The sequence below is a fragment of the Clostridium sp. AM54-37XD genome (genome assembly GCF_003478225.1).
Lineage (GTDB): Bacteria > Bacillota > Clostridia > Lachnospirales > Lachnospiraceae > Coprococcus > Coprococcus ammoniilyticus.
This window is the reverse complement of the sequence record NZ_QUEV01000018.1, coordinates 19525-35289: the sequence shown is the minus strand read 5'-3', so window position 1 is coordinate 35289 and position 15765 is coordinate 19525. Positions and strand designations below refer to the sequence as shown.

At 40.1% G+C, this 15765-nt stretch carries 15 protein-coding genes and 1 pseudogene; all 16 read right to left on the bottom strand.

What is annotated here, in order from left to right:
- Nucleotides 1-149: 149 nt before the first annotated feature.
- Nucleotides 150-326, bottom strand: a complete 177-nt coding sequence (rpsU, locus tag DXA07_RS12720) for a 30S ribosomal protein S21 (RefSeq protein WP_008400815.1) — start codon at nt 324-326, stop codon at nt 150-152.
- Nucleotides 327-459: 133 nt separating this feature from the next.
- Nucleotides 460-3093 carry an alanine--tRNA ligase gene (gene alaS / locus DXA07_RS12715; protein WP_348980836.1) on the bottom strand — a complete coding sequence of 878 codons (2634 nt, stop codon included), beginning with the start codon at nt 3091-3093 and terminating at the stop codon, nt 460-462.
- 45 nt (nt 3094-3138) lie between these two features.
- Nucleotides 3139-3336, bottom strand: coding sequence for a phosphoribosyl-ATP diphosphatase (hisE, locus tag DXA07_RS14180; RefSeq protein WP_348980835.1), 198 nt, complete (start codon nt 3334-3336; stop codon nt 3139-3141).
- A gap of 74 nt (nt 3337-3410) precedes the next feature.
- Nucleotides 3411-4400, bottom strand: coding sequence for a HisA/HisF-related TIM barrel protein (locus tag DXA07_RS12710; RefSeq protein ID WP_348980833.1), 990 nt, complete (start codon nt 4398-4400; stop codon nt 3411-3413).
- Nucleotides 4401-4409: 9 nt separating this feature from the next.
- Nucleotides 4410-5003: an imidazoleglycerol-phosphate dehydratase HisB gene (gene hisB / locus DXA07_RS12705; protein ID WP_117784862.1), complete on the bottom strand. Its 594-nt coding sequence runs from the start codon at nt 5001-5003 to the stop codon at nt 4410-4412.
- A 110-nt stretch (nt 5004-5113) separates the two neighbouring features.
- Complete coding sequence (gene hisD, locus DXA07_RS12700; RefSeq protein WP_021943840.1) at nt 5114-6403, bottom strand: histidinol dehydrogenase; 1290 nt, start codon at nt 6401-6403, stop codon at nt 5114-5116.
- A 2-nt stretch (nt 6404-6405) separates the two neighbouring features.
- Nucleotides 6406-7053, bottom strand: coding sequence for an ATP phosphoribosyltransferase (hisG, locus tag DXA07_RS12695; RefSeq protein WP_117784864.1), 648 nt, complete (start codon nt 7051-7053; stop codon nt 6406-6408).
- 67 nt (nt 7054-7120) lie between these two features.
- A complete protein-coding gene (gene hisZ / locus DXA07_RS12690; RefSeq protein WP_117784865.1) occupies nt 7121-8377 on the bottom strand; it encodes an ATP phosphoribosyltransferase regulatory subunit in 1257 nt (418 codons plus the stop codon).
- A gap of 129 nt (nt 8378-8506) precedes the next feature.
- Nucleotides 8507-9040: a Holliday junction resolvase RecU gene (locus DXA07_RS12685; protein WP_008400805.1), complete on the bottom strand. Its 534-nt coding sequence runs from the start codon at nt 9038-9040 to the stop codon at nt 8507-8509.
- A gap of 58 nt (nt 9041-9098) precedes the next feature.
- Complete coding sequence (locus DXA07_RS12680; RefSeq protein ID WP_117807577.1) at nt 9099-10085, bottom strand: RluA family pseudouridine synthase; 987 nt, start codon at nt 10083-10085, stop codon at nt 9099-9101.
- A gap of 9 nt (nt 10086-10094) precedes the next feature.
- Nucleotides 10095-10670, bottom strand: a complete 576-nt coding sequence (locus DXA07_RS12675) for a hypothetical protein (protein ID WP_117807578.1) — start codon at nt 10668-10670, stop codon at nt 10095-10097.
- Between the two features lie 77 nt (nt 10671-10747).
- The gene (locus tag DXA07_RS12670) at nt 10748-11506 is read right to left on the bottom strand and encodes an SDR family NAD(P)-dependent oxidoreductase (protein ID WP_226801008.1); all 759 of its coding nucleotides are present in this window, start codon (nt 11504-11506) and stop codon (nt 10748-10750) included.
- The gene (locus DXA07_RS12665; RefSeq protein WP_118484846.1) at nt 11503-12885 is read right to left on the bottom strand and encodes an RsmB/NOP family class I SAM-dependent RNA methyltransferase; all 1383 of its coding nucleotides are present in this window, start codon (nt 12883-12885) and stop codon (nt 11503-11505) included. The genes DXA07_RS12670 and DXA07_RS12665 overlap by 4 nt, the downstream gene beginning before the upstream one ends.
- Before the next feature lie 3 nt (nt 12886-12888).
- Nucleotides 12889-13689 carry a GTP pyrophosphokinase family protein gene (locus tag DXA07_RS12660; protein ID WP_117784869.1) on the bottom strand — a complete coding sequence of 267 codons (801 nt, stop codon included), beginning with the start codon at nt 13687-13689 and terminating at the stop codon, nt 12889-12891.
- Between the two features lie 27 nt (nt 13690-13716).
- Nucleotides 13717-14547 carry a tetratricopeptide repeat protein gene (locus tag DXA07_RS12655; protein WP_118484844.1) on the bottom strand — a complete coding sequence of 277 codons (831 nt, stop codon included), beginning with the start codon at nt 14545-14547 and terminating at the stop codon, nt 13717-13719.
- Between the two features lie 16 nt (nt 14548-14563).
- Nucleotides 14564-15741 (bottom strand): annotated as a pseudogene (locus tag DXA07_RS12650) (phosphoribosylaminoimidazolecarboxamide formyltransferase).
- Nucleotides 15742-15765: the final 24 nt, after the last annotated feature.

Here is a 15765-nt window from a genome sequence, read left to right as displayed (position 1 = left end):
CAAGAAAATTACTTTGTAATTTTCTTGTGGTTATCGCGGCAGTCGCCGAGGTCTCGTGTAAACACAGACTTCGGCTCGTTGCTCGCGTAAAAAAAGAGTACCGATTGCTCGGTACTCAAAAAATCATATTTACTAATCCAAACTATAGATTATTTATATTTGCGCTTTCTAGCTGCCTCTGATTTCTTTTTACGTCTAACGCTTGGCTTTTCGTAATGTTCTCTCTTACGAATCTCCTGCTGGATACCAGCCTTCGCACAATTTCTCTTGAATCTGCGAAGAGCGCTATCTAATGTTTCGTTTTCTTTAACTATTACATTTGACATTCTCTCACCTGACCTCCCTCCAGTTGTGTACTATGCTAATAAAATAACAACTGTTTGGGTATTATTTAAGCACGAAGTCAATTATAACATATATTATTGAAACGTCAACAAAAAATTTTATTATTTTCTATTTTTAGGCATTTAACTGTTCTTTGGCTATTTCTATTGCTTTTGCAAGTGCATCTGCAATACCGGCAGGATTCTTTCCCCCGGCTTGAGCCATGTTTGGACGACCACCGCCGCCACCGCCTACAAGTGCTGCAGACGCTTTGATAATATTTCCTGCATGTGCTCCCTTCTTTACAGCATCGTCTGTTGCCATAGCGATCAGATTTACCTTACCATCCTTGGCGGAAGCAAGAACGACAACCGATGTTCCAAGCTTGTTCTTGAAATCATCTCCCAGATTACGAAGTGCATTCATATCTGTATCTTCTACGCTAGTAGCAAGAACCTTTACGCCATTTATATCTACTGCATCTGCAAGTGCATCTCCGGCAGAATTCTTTGCCAGCTTATCCTTTAACTTGGAATTTTCAGATGTAAGAGCTTTGATCTCAGCGAGCATTGTCTCGATCTTTTCAGCCAGCTTTGCAGGTTCAGCTTTTGCTGCCTTTGCCGCTGCTTTTAATTCATCTTCCATCTCTTTATAATAATTAAATGCGCCAACAGAAGTCAGTGCTTCGATTCTTCTTACTCCGGCAGCAACACCCATTTCAGAGATGATCTTAAATGTACCGATCACACCGGTATTTGGAACATGAGTACCACCACAGAACTCAACAGAGAAGTCATCCATAGATACAACTCGAACCTTCTCGCCGTATTTGTCGCCAAACAATGCCATAGCACCTGTCTTCTTGGCATCTTCAATACTCATAACCTCTGTCTTAACCTTAAGATCCTTATCGATCTGTTCATTTACGATTGCTTCCACCTTGGCGATCTCTTCAGGAGTCATAGCCTGGAAATGTGTAAAGTCGAATCTTAAACGGTCTTCTGATACATATGAACCAGCCTGTTCTACATGATCACCAAGAACCATCTTTAAGGCTTTCTGGAGCAGATGTGTTGCGGAGTGGTTCTTACAGATCAGTGCACGTCTGTCTGCTGTTACAGAAAGCTTCGCTGTGCTTCCATTCTTTAATTCGCCGGATTCAACATAGCCAAGATGTGCGATCTTATCACCGGCAACCTTGATCGTATCTTTAACAATGAAACGTCCGCTCTCTGTCTCAATCACACCAGTATCACCGATCTGACCACCCATAGTAGCATAAAATGGTGTCTCTGCTGTGATGATCGAACCGTTTGTGCCTTCGGAAATAACATCAACCAGTTCGGATGTTACCTGATCGCCCTCTTTATATTCTGCTGTTATGGCAATGACATCGGAAGATGCTTCTACCTTGTCATAACCGATGAACTTACTTGTAAGAGCTGTATCGATATCTTCATAAATAGTTGAATCTGCTCCCATGTAGTTTGATACTTTTCTTGATTTACGAGCAGTCTCTCTCTGCTTGTCCATAGCCTTATTAAAGCCTTCCGTATCAACCTCGATTCCCTTTTCTTCCAGAATCTCTTTTGTCAGATCAAGAGGGAAACCATAGGTATCATATAACTTAAATGCATTTTCGCCATTTAATACTTTTTTGCCGCTGTTATTTAACTCCTCAACGAAGCCGTTCAGAATTGATAAACCCTGATCGATCGTCTTATTGAAGTTTTCTTCTTCTGTATTGATGCAGGTAAAGATATGTGCTTTCTTTTCTTCCAGCTCCGGATATGCATCCTTAGAAACCTCGATTACTGTCTTTGAAAGTTCTGCAAGGAATCTGCCTTCGATACCAAGTAATCTGCCATGTCTTGCTGCACGACGGAGAAGACGTCTTAATACATAACCTCGTCCTTCATTTGATGGAAGGATACCGTCAGATGCCATAAAGGTAACAGAACGGATATGATCAGTAATAACACGGATCGAGACATCTGTCTTCTCGTCTTCCATGTATTTCACGCCAGCCATCTCACATACTTTATCACGCAACGCTTTGATCGTATCAACGTCAAAGATGGAATCTACATCCTGAACAACAACAGCCAGACGCTCCAGTCCCATACCGGTATCGATATTCTTCTGAACCAGTTCTGTATAGTTGTTATGGCCGTCATTTTCAAACTGGGTAAATACGTTGTTCCATACTTCCATGTAACGGTCACAGTCACAACCTACTGTACAGCCGGGCTTACCGCATCCGTACTTTTCGCCTCTGTCATAATAGATTTCGGAACATGGACCACAAGGACCTGCGCCATGCTCCCAGAAGTTATCTTCTTTCCCAAAACGGAAAATTCTCTCCGGTGCAATTCCGATCTCTTTATTCCAGATATCAAATGCTTCGTCATCATCCTCGTAGATAGATGGATATAAACGGTTCTCATCTAAGCCTACAACCTTGGTCAGGAACTCCCATGACCATGAAATTGCTTCATGCTTGAAGTAATCGCCGAATGAGAAGTTACCTAACATTTCAAAGAATGTACCATGTCTTGCAGTCTTACCTACATTTTCGATATCACCGGTACGGATACACTTCTGGCAGGTGGTCACACGTCTTCTTGGAGGGATCTCCTGTCCGGTAAAGTAAGGCTTTAATGGTGCCATACCTGAGTTGATCAATAACAAACTATTATCATTATGTGGAATCAGTGAGAAGCTGTTCATCTTCAGATGTCCCTTGCTCTCAAAAAATTCCAGAAACATTTTTCTTAACTGATTTACGCCATATTTTTCCACTGTTTTCTCCTCCTACCTTCTATCAGCCAGTTCTTTGGTAATATCAGTCCAACTGACACCTCTTTCAACCATAAGAACCATAAGGTGATACAGGAAATCTGATATCTCATATTTTATTTCATCTGAATCAGGATTCTTGGCAGCAATTACAATCTCTGTTGCCTCTTCGCCAACCTTTTTCAGTATTTTGTCAATTCCTTTGTCAAACAGATAATTTGTATAGGAACCTTCCTTTGGATGATTTCTTCTGTCAACGATAATATCGTATTCTTCTTCAAATACCTTTAACGGATTGGTATTATCGTATTCCTTCTTAACCAGATCCGTAAAGAAACAGGTCGGGCTGCCGGTATGACAGGCTGCACCGATCTGGGAACCTCTGCAAGCAGGGTATCTTTATCACAGTCTAATTTTAATGATTTTAAGAACTGGAAATGACCGGATGTCTCACCCTTTGTCCAAAGCTCCTGTCTGCTTCTGCTGTAATATGTCATTCTGCCGGTTGCAATCGTCTTTTCAAAGGATTCCTTATTCATATATGCCATCATAAGAACTTCCCCGGTCTTATAATGCTGTGTGATACATGGAATCAGCCCGTCAGAATTCAGCTTGAATTCATCAAATGATACTGCACTTTCAAAGGTATTAACCGGAATGCCTTCTTTTCTGCATTCCTGCTTTATCTCCATTATATCCATTTGTTTCAGATTATATAAAGAAATGGATTCAGCATTTGTCTTTTCAAGCATCTCACAGATTGCTTCCCCATTTGTTGAATAGGTGGAAACAATAACAGGAAGTGCTACACGGTTTTTGATCTCATTTACGATATCCATATATTCAGGAACCATATTATTATGTAATAACAGGAGCTCACCTGCTCCGAGTTCCTTAAGCTGCTCTGCATAGGCTACAGGCTCTTTACATTCGCTCAGGTCAATCGTTACGATGATACGTTCTGAACCAAAACGGTCAGCAGCTTCCGTTACAAGCTCCGGTGTATTTAATGCTGCTGATTTCATACAAACCTTGGAAGCACCTGCATATAACATCTTCTTGATATCTTCCAGTCTTCTTACTCCACCACATGCGATCAATGGAATATCGACATTCTTGCAGATCTCTTTGATAACTGCAATATTCGCTTCTCTGCCTTCCTTTGTTGCTTTACTGTCAAAATATGCAATCTCATCTGCACCGGCATCATTATAGAACTTTGCCATTTCAAGTGCATTCTCAAGATCCAGACATGGAATAATTTTCTTATAACTCATAGTACCTCCTTAAAGTGAACCTTTGGTAGATAACACTTTACCATTTAATCTGTCGTCTATAGAAGTTGCTTCATCTAAAGCTTTTGCAAATGCCTTAAAAGCTGCTTCGATGATATGATGGTCATTGGAACCGGAGAACTGCTTCAGGTTCAGATTCATCTCCGCACCATAGGATACTGCATAGAAGAATTCCTTTACCATCTGTGTATCAAAATATCCAACCCGCTCTGTTGTCAGGTTCAGATCATAAACAAGATATGGTCTTCCGGAAAGGTCGATCGCACACATAACAAGCGTTTCATCCATAGGAAGAAAGAAATTACCGAAACGCTTAATAGATTTTTTATCTCCAAGCGCACCTTTGATCGCTTTTCCGAGAACAATTCCCGTATCTTCTATCGTATGATGACAATCCACATACAGATCACCCTTTACGGTCAGATTCAGATCAAAAAATCCGTGCTTGGCAAAGCTTGTCAGCATATGATCGAAAAATCCGATACCGGTATCGATCTTTGCATCTCCCTTTCCATCCAGATTTAATTCCAGAACAATATCTGTCTCGCTGGTTTTTCTTGTGCATTTTACTGCTCTATCCGCCATATCTTTTCTCCCTTGTTTTTATACATTTTTCTTCCGATACTTTGGCAACTACAAGCACAGGCGGACTGATAATACAGACGCCTGTGCAATCTTGGTTTCATATTATACCACTATTCAAATCTTACTGCAATAGAATTAGCATGTGCTGTAAGTTGCTCTGATTTTGCAAAGCTTTCAATGTCTTCATGTACTTCTTCAAGAGCTTCTCTGGAATAATAGATGATGCTTGATTTCTTAATGAAGTCATCCACGCTTAACGGGGAGAAGAACTTCGCTGTTCCGTTTGTTGGAAGTACATGGTTCGGTCCGGCAAAATAATCACCCAGTGGTTCGGATGAATATTCACCGATGAAGATCGCACCGGCATTCTTGATCCTTGTCATAACATCAAATGGATTTGCAGTTACAATCTCCAGATGTTCGGAAGCAATTGCATTTGCTGCTTCAACCGCATCTGCCATATTATCAGCTAATAAGATATAGCCGTATGTATCAATGGATTTCCGAATGATCTCTTTTCTGGATAATACCTTTATAAATTCATCAACCTGAGCTGATACCTTTTCGGCAAGTTCTTTTGAAGTTGTGATCAGAATGGCGGATGCCATCTCATCATGCTCTGCCTGTGATAACAGATCGGCTGCAACATATCTTGGATTTGCTGTCTCATCTGCAATTACAAGGATTTCGGATGGACCTGCGATCGAATCGATGCTGACATGTCCGTATACCGCACGTTTTGCAAGTGCAACGAAGATATTTCCAGGTCCTACGATCTTATCAACCTTTGGAATGGATTCCGTTCCATATGCAAGAGCCGCGATTGCCTGTGCGCCGCCTGCCTTGTAGATAGCAGTCGCACCGGCTTCATTTGCTGCAACCAGTGTAGTCGCATATACTTCACCCTCGCTGTTACAAGGAGTGGTCATTATAATATTTTTAACACCTGCTACCTTTGCAGGCATAATGTTCATCAATACGGAAGATGGATACACAGCTTTTCCACCCGGTACATATACTCCGACAGATTCCAATGCTGTTACCTTCTGTCCAAGCATGATACCCTTCGGATCAGAATCAAACCAACTGTACTGACGCTGTTTTTCGTGATAGGTGCGAATGTTTTCTTTTGCTTTTCTGATAACCTCGATCAGCTTCTCATCTACCTGTGTATAAGCATATTCGATCTCTTCTTTTGTAACCAGAACATTTCCGGCGTTGATATCTGCTTTATCAAACTGCTTGGTATATCCAAATAATGCCTCGTCTCCACGATCTCTGACATCATTTACAATCTTCTCTACTGTATCTGCATAAGATCCGAAATTGCTTGGGCTTCTTTTTAACAGATCCTTTAAAATGTTCTTTCTGGTTTCTTCCGTCAGATTTACAATTCTCATTTTTATGCCTCCTTATTAATCAACGAATTCAGATCAGCAAGCAGCTTTCTGATTCTCTCATTTTCCATCTTTAAGCTTACCTGATTTACAACCATTCTTGCAGATAACGGACAAACTTCTTCTAAAACTTCCAGTCCGTTTTCACGAAGAGTACTTCCGGTCTCAACGATATCAACGATCACCTCTGATAAGCCAACGATCGGCGCAAGCTCGACCGAACCGTTTAATTTGATGATCTCAACCGTCTGGTTCTTCTGATTATTAAAATAATCTTTTGCAATATTCGGATATTTGCTGGCAACACGGATGATCTCATTTTTCTTCAATAATTCTTTTGCTTTATGAGGACCACAGACACACATCCGGCATTTACCGAATCCGAGATCCATTACCTCGTACAGATTTCTGCCTTCTTCTAATATCGTATCCTTACCAACTACACCGATATCTGCTGCACCGTATTCTACATAGGTTGGTACATCTGTCGCCTTTGAAAGGAAGAACTTCAGTTTCAGTTCTTCATTCACAAAGATCAGCTTTCTGGTATCCGGGTCTTTCATTTCATCGCAGGTAATTCCTATCTGTTCAAGCAATGCAAGGGTTTTCTTTGCAAGTCTGCCCTTTGCAAGTGCAAATGTTAAATATCTCATTGATTTATCTCTCCAATCTATCCATCGATCAAATTCTAATTTTGGATTTCTTTCTGTTTTTGTCCGCTTATTTCAAGGATGCGATAGCCACCTCGTTCTCATCACCGGACACAAGATCAAATACCTTGACCGTATCACTGTTTTCAAAATAAAACAGTCCGGAAAAATGCTCTCTTTTTGCATATTCCAGATAATCTTCCACTGACTTTCTGACAGATTTGCGTATCAATTCAATCTTCTTATCATTCTGGCGCAGACTCTTACCAAGACTGATCGCGGGCTCCTGATTCTCGATATCATAGAGAATGATCGTATTCGAATATTCAACCGAAACCTCGATATTCTGTCTGGACAGTGCCATGATCAGTTCTTCTACGGTAAATGCAAAACCAATAGACGGTGCATCTTTGCCAAACTGCTTTAACAGGTTATTATATCGGCCACCCTTTACAACTGCATCTCCGGTTCCATAGGTATATCCGCGGAAGATCACGCCGGTATAATAGTTATAACCATTTAACATACTGAGATCAAAGCCGATATATTTGTCATATCCATAACAGCATAATGCCTTATAGATTCTCTGTAATCTGTGAACAGCTGCAAGTGATACCGGATTTGTAACCAGCTTTTCTGCTTGCTCTAACATGGATTCTCCACCGAATAAAGAGTCAAATGCAAGAAAGGCTTTCTTTAAAACAGGACTCAGATCCAGTTTCTTCAGATATTCCTCCAAACCAAAGAAGTTCTTAATATTGATGTATTCCTTGATCTGAAGTTCTTCGGCTTCTGTAATTCCGGCTTCTGCAACGATGCCCTTAAAGTAATCGATCTGTCCGATCTCGATCTGGAACTCGTCGATTCCAAGTGCCTTAAAAGAATCAACAACAGTTGCAATGATCTCTGCATCTGCTGCAGAAGAATCATCATTTATAAGCTCAGCACCGATCTGTGTAACTTCCTTTAATTTTCCCTGCAATTTTCTTGGGTTTGAATATGTATTTCCTGTATAGCACAGACGGATCGGAAGCTGTTCGTCCTTGTAATATTTTGCTACACATCTTGCAATACTAGGTGTGATATCCGGGCGTAATACCAGCGTATTATTATCACGGTCAAAGAACTTGTACATTTCATTTGACGGTGCAGATCCCTTATCACGGTTAAATATATCAAAATACTCAAATGTAGGTGTCTCTATATCATGATAGCTGTATAACTCCAGAGTATGATGCAGCTTCTCAATAATCTTTCTTTTCTTTTTACATTCTACATCATAGGTGTCTCTTACTCCGTCCGGAGTCTGTAACAGTTTATCCTGCATCTCTTTTCCTCCTTTTATCCATGCCTATTTGCTTTATCGTATTAAAGTGATAACACGATAATTAGTTATTTCAACAATGTGCTCATTATAGGTGAGACGTTGGCATTTGTCAAGATTTTTCCTGATCCTTTATGCTCTTAACTGCAAATCTTTATCCAGAAGCTCCAGATAATGAACCAGTGCTCCATTTTTTGCATGAATAAAGAAATCCGGATTCAGTTCTTCATATTTGAAATTCTTTGCATGTCCCTCGTTCACGCGATCCATATAAGTCTTTAATTCCGAAAAACGTAAATAGTAATATTTGTTTCTATGCGTAAAAAATATGATCAGGAAGCTGACTCCCTGCTGTTCCTCATACTCTTTCATAAAATGATACTGATGCTCATGTATATTCTGTAAAGAAAACGTATCAACCGCACATTCCTTCGCATCGAAGCATATCGGAATGCCCTGTACGACACCGATGTAATCGACCGTAGAATCTTTTTCAAAATATGCCAGCGTGATCTGGCTGCTGTCTTTATCCATACGGATCGGTTTGATCGGAGTCGGGATCTTCTGGACAACTGCCAGCTTCTTTTCCCGATAATATTCATTTGTATAATTGATCAGTTCCTCAAGTGAGGAACCACGAAGTCCTCTGGAATTCCAAGTTGCCATCCGATTCTGCCTCTTTATCTTTTATCCGATTCTGCTTTTATCAAAGTTATTTTCCAAATTACCTAAATAAATCTTTTTCGATCGTCCGAAACGGTTCCGGAAGAAATGCCGAATACTCTTTTCCGCCCAGATAAGAAAGCGGACCGTCTGTTTCTTTAAATATAATGTTTCCGCAATGAAGAAGCTGGTGCTTTACATGATAAGCATCTGCAAAATACCGGTTCACTACAGGTATGCCATACTTTGTATCGCCGACTACCGGATATCCCAGATGCTTTAACTGTGCACGGATCTGATGAGACTTACCTGTAATAAGCTCAACCTTTACCAATGTATAATCATCATTTTTTTTTACCGGATAAAAGATTGAATGAATTTCTTCACTCTTGCCCTGTTTCCATGGGTAATCTGATATCCGAACTATATTTTTTGCATTATCCTTCTGTAAATAACAGGTACTGTCAAGCTTCTGTGTCACACGTCCCCGTACAAGTGTATAATAATATTTATGTAATAAATGTTCTCTTATAATTCTGGATAATTCCTGACTTCCGGTAAGACTCACCCCACAAAGAATGAGTCCGGATGTATTGCGGTCTAAACGATTGCATACAGACGGACGATAAGTTCTCAGTTCTTCAGTTGTGATATGCCCACTATCAAGCAGATAGTCGATCAATGCTTCATTAAAAGAGTAATCATCTTTTGATGCCTTCTGTGACAGGACGCCAGTCGGTTTGTCTGCGATCAGAATATTTTCATCCAAATAGATGATCTCAACCGGAATCTTCTTTTTAGAGGAAGTGCTGTGTGTTCCACTGACATCTTCCCTGAAATTGGCGATCGTTTCATCAGACATATAGATCTGGATCGTATCTCCGATATAGACGTATTCGTTTCCTTCAATTTTCTTATTGTTCAATTTGATGTTTTTCTTTCGTATCATCTTATAAACAAAGCTTGACGGTGCCTTATTCAGATATTTCAAAAGAAATTTGTTCACACGCTGTCCCGCTTCGTTCTGCGATATAATGATCTCTTTCATGCCCGACTCCTATACACCAAGTTCAAATAATTTTTCACGCATAGACTGATCCTTTACCAGATAATCTTCATCCGGTTCTTTGATCGTTTCCGCTTTCTTTATAAATTCATCCACGGTTAACGCTGTAACGATAACATATGGTTTCTTTATCATTTCAAAGGAACGTGTAATTTCTTTTTTCAGGAATTCCACATCCGGAATCTTCTTGTCAAATGCTTTCTGATATAAGAATAACATTCTGCCATCCCGCACGATCACGGCAGGGAAAAACAATATTCCTTCATATCGACTGAGCGAGATATCATACAGGATGCCGTCCCGGTTCTCATAATGGATCCCTTTTTCTATCTTCTTGTGTTCTTCCTCTGTTAAAGGCTTGAATTTGGAACACATGATAAGTGCTACGATCTGTTTGGCAAATGGCAGGCTGATCAATATCGGAAGTATGATGATCAAGGTTTTTGTTGTTTTAAACATGGCAAGCGAAAGAATTACTCCTGTCAGGATCATAACACCAAGTATAATAATACTGGTTATGATCTTTTTCTTATGTTTTTTTATATATCCATACTGTCCTTTTTCCATTGCTTTTGTCCTGTTCTGTTTTTATTATAATGTTCTTCATACCCCGGCAAATCTCTGTATTTACCGGATATCTGTCTCTATTTGATCATGGAAACGATCCAGTCATTCGGCAGCAGCTTTGTTACGATCTTAAACGCTTTCATCGTTATGCTGTAGGTAGATTCTGTCTTCAGGTAATACGCATCAAATAACGCCCGTTTTACCACATTCTTTGCTTCTACACGGAACAATCTTTTAAATGCCTTTGTATGGGAATATTTCTCGGCAACATCAAAGAACTCTGTATTGACCGGTCCCGGACATACTGCTGTCACTGTAATACCTCTGTCCTCCAATTCTTTATTTAATGCTTTTGAAAAGCTTCTAACCATGGATTTTGTTGCTGCATATACAGCAAAGGATGGCTGTGGCAGATATGCCGCTGATGATGCAATATTAATGATATTGCTCTGTTCTTTCATATATGGCAGAGTAATCTTCGTCATGGCAACTAAAGCCTTACAGTTAACATCGATCATTCCGGTAAGTTCTTCGCATACAACATCTTCTACATGTCCCATAATGCCATATCCTGCTGCATTCACCAGAACACGTACCCATGGATGTTCCTTTGCAAGCATCTTCTTATAGGCTTCAAGATCTTCCTGCTTTGTGATATCCAGCGGGAGAACAATAATCTTCTTGCCTTCAATCTCTCTTTCTAAGGCATACAAGCGTTCTGCACGCCTGGCGATCACCCATATCTCGTCGATTGTCTTATATTTTTCACTGATCTGAACAACAAACTCTCTGCCCAGTCCGGAAGAAGCTCCGGTAACGACTGCTATTTTACTCATGACATCATCCTCCATCCAGATAAATACTTATTCTTTAACGTTCCGTTTGTATTTTTTGCCCATCCAAGCGGATATCCGTCCACCAGAACAAGCACATATCCATTTTTAATTTTCTGATCCGATACTTCGATCGTCTCGCCTTTCAGATATCTTAAAACACGGTCATCTGAAGAAGTCAGATTTACTTCATTATCAAACTGTCCTTGTTTCAGATACATAGCAAGTGACTGGCTCGGTTCAAACCGGTTCTTCTTGATCTCGCCAAGGAACAATCCCTGTCTTAACATCCGAAGCCCGGATACATCCGGCATATGTTCTGCCATATAATACAGTCTTCCTTTATTTTCCTCAATATATGCAGACCGGATCCCGGCATCCGATGAAACGTGCGCAAGGAATTCTTCTGCATTTTTATCCGGCTTACAGCCTCTGTGTATCCATGACTGAAATACCTGTGTCTGTTCTGCCTCTTTTTTATGAATAAGTGCAACAAAATGCCCTTCCCCTTCGATATGATGCGGCCATAATCTTGCACATTTTTCAAGTTCTGCATTTTCGGTCTTTCCCCACGCAGGATTTCCATTGCAAAAACCCGGATACTTCGGAACTTCGACTAATTCTAATGTATCATCCAGTGATAAAAGATATTCGATTGACTGTTCATTTTCTTCCGGAGAAAACGTACAGGTCGAATACAGCATGGTTCCACCCGGTTTTAACATTTTTACAACTTCATTTAAGATTCCACGCTGTAAACCGGCAAATAACTCAACACCATTGTTTTCCCACGCTGTTACCATTGACTGGGATTTACGGAACATTCCTTCACCGGAGCAAGGCGCATCAATCAAAATTTTATCAAAGGTCTGATAGAATTTTGTGCTCAGCTTATTCGGAGCTTCACTTACCACACACATATTACCGATCCCGAATAATTCCAGATTTTTTAATAATGCCTTAGCTCTGGAATTACTGATATCATTTGAGATCAGAAACCCGGTGCCATGAAGTTTTGCTGCAAGCTCGGTTGATTTACCTCCCGGTGCTGCACAGATATCAAGAACCACATCCCCATCTTCAACAGGAAGAATACTCGCCGGTGCCATCGCACTCGGTTCCTGAATATAATAAAGACCTGCATAATAATATGGATGTTTGGATGGTGTACGTGCTTTATCATCATAATAAAAACCATTTGTTGTCCATGGTACAGGCTTTAATTCAAATGGAGAGATTTTCAAGAAATCTTCCACACTGATTTTATTTGTATTCACGCGAAGTCCATGATGCATGCCCTGATCCAGACAATTCATATATGCATCATAGTCGTCTCCTAACTGTGTCTTTATCCTGTTTGTAAATGACTCCGGTAAGTTCATAATCTATAACCCCTGTGCTTTGTATCCTTCTGCGATAATATCAAGCTGTTTGGAAAAATCCTCCAGCTTTTCCAGATCATCCTTCTGGTAAATATCATAAAATTCATTCTGTATCTTCACAACCTCACGCTGGTTGCCTACATAATACAAATTCTGAATATTTGTTAAAATATCTGCAACGATAGATGCCTTATAATTAAACGAATTCTGTGCATCCATAATCTCACCCCGGACAGATGACATTTCCTGATCCAGCGCCACAGTTGCATTTGCTGCATTTAACAGTTTTTTCCGGATATGTTCCGGCATATTATGACGATACTTATACTGAAGGGAATGCTCTATCGTTGCCCAGAAATCCATCGCCATTGTACGAATCTGAATCTCTGCCTGAATCGTCTGAAGCCCTTTAATCGTATATACATCATAATTTAATATAATATGAAAACTTCTGTACCCGCTTGTTTTTGCATTCGTGATATAGTCTTTTTCTTCCCGGATTGACATATCCCTGCGATTCCTTATGATCTCTACAACCTTGTAAATATCTTCTTCGAACTGGCACATGATACGGATTCCGGCGATATCATCCATCTCTTCCACGATATGATCCATCGGAATATGTTTCTTTTGCATCTTATCCAAAATACTTGAAATTCTTTTTACACGTCCGGTTACATTCTCAATTGGAGAATACAGTCCCTGACTTCGATAATCTTTTATAATATGCTTAAATTTCAAGAGCAGTTCATCTACAGCCTGCTCATACGGAGATAATATCTCTTTCCATAATTGTATTTCCACGAATAAAATGCCTCCTGCCAATTCTAACTATTCATCATCACGGGATACTCTGGTATAAAGGAAATTATATTCATCTACACCATCCTGATACTCTGGATAAAGCTCATATAATTCTTTCGCAAGTTCATAAGCCTTATCATAGTTCTGGATCTTTTCATAATAACTGATCTCCTGCAAACGCAACTCTTTCTGGAAGGTATTATCGCTTGCAAGTCCATTATTAATATACCCATATGCATTGTCCATCTCACCGATACTGATATAATAAGCGGCATACTGGGCATACAGATATGAATTATATCCATATTTATCTATGTATTTTTCATAATTCCCAAACATATGCTCTGCATCATTCATAGATGCATAACAGGTTCCTATATACAGATATAATTCCGGATAATCCTTTACATACTGCTCCAGAACCGGGAGTGCCCCGGCATAATTGCTGTCCGAAAAGTCAGCCAATGCCTGGGCGATCTCCTTCATTTTACCGACATTCTTTTTATCTGCAGATGTCTGTTGTAAAATAGTATCATATTCTTCTACCGCTTTATCATAATCAGCGGTCTTCATATAAATATCTGCCATATACAGTCTGGTATTCTTGTCTTTATTCTGAGAAAAGATCTGTTTTTCAGAAAGTGCATCGGCAAACCGGTCAAGTGCCTTATCGTATTCTGCATTCTGATAAAATGCCAGTCCTTCATCAAAATAGCGGTCCTTATGCGATATGATCTTTGATAATATTACAACAGCCGCAAAAACAATGACCAGACAGGTGACTAAAAAGAAAAACACTTTGCCAAAATCTATATTGGATTTTCTTTTTCTGTGTCTTCTACGATTTCTTCCTGCCATAGCAATAAACTCCTGATTAGTGATGGAATAAACGGATTCCTGTAAATACCATTACCATTCCATATTTATCACATGCTTCGATTACAAGATCATCTCTGACAGATCCACCCGGCTGAGCAATGTATGCAACACCACTCTTCTTAGCACGTTCAATGTTATCTGAGAATGGGAAAAATGCATCAGAACCAAGTGTAACATTCTGATTTCCGGCAAGCCATGCTTTCTTTTCTTCTGCTGTGAATACTTCCGGCTTTACCTTGAAACGCTTCTGCCATTCGCCATCACGGAGAACATCCTCATATTCATCACCCATATATACATCGATCGCATTATCTCTGTCTGCACGTCCAAGGCCATCAACAAACTGAAGCCCCATAACCTGAGGAGACTGACGAAGCCACCAGTTATCTGCCTTCTGACCGGCAAGTCTTGTACAGTGGATTCTGGACTGCTGACCGGCCCCGATACCGATTGCCTGCCCGCCCTTTACATAGCATACAGAATTAGACTGTGTGTATTTTAATGTGATCAGTGCAATCTTCATATCGATAAGAGCTTCTTCCGGTATATTTTTATTCTCTGTTACAATATTGGATAAAAGATCCTTATCGATATTCAGTTCATTTCTTCCCTGCTCAAATGTAATTCCAAATACCTGTTTGCGTTCAATCTCAGCAGGAACATAATTCTCATCGATCTGGATAATATTATAATTACCTTTCTTCTTCTTCAGAAGAAGCTCCATAGCTTCGTCTGTATACCCGGGAGCAATTACACCATCTGATACTTCACGCTTAATGAGACGGGCTGTATCTGCATCGCAGACATCTGACAATGCAATGAAATCACCAAAGGATGACATACGGTCTGCGCCTCTGGCTCTTGCATATGCACATGCAAGCGGTGACAGTTCACCAAGATCATCTACCAGTAGATCTTTGCAAGTGTATCTGTAAGAGGAAGTCCTACCGCTGCACCTGCCGGTGATACATGCTTAAAAGATGTAGCTGCAGGAAGTCCGGTTGCTGCCTTTAATTCTTTAACAAGCTGCCAGCCATTAAATGCATCCAGAAAATTTATGTAGCCCGGCTTACCATTTAATACGGTAACCGGAAGATCACTTCCATCTTCCATGTAGATTCTTGATGGCTTCTGATTTGGATTGCATCCGTATTTTAATTGAATTTCGTTCATTCTGTATTTCCTCCCGATTCATGA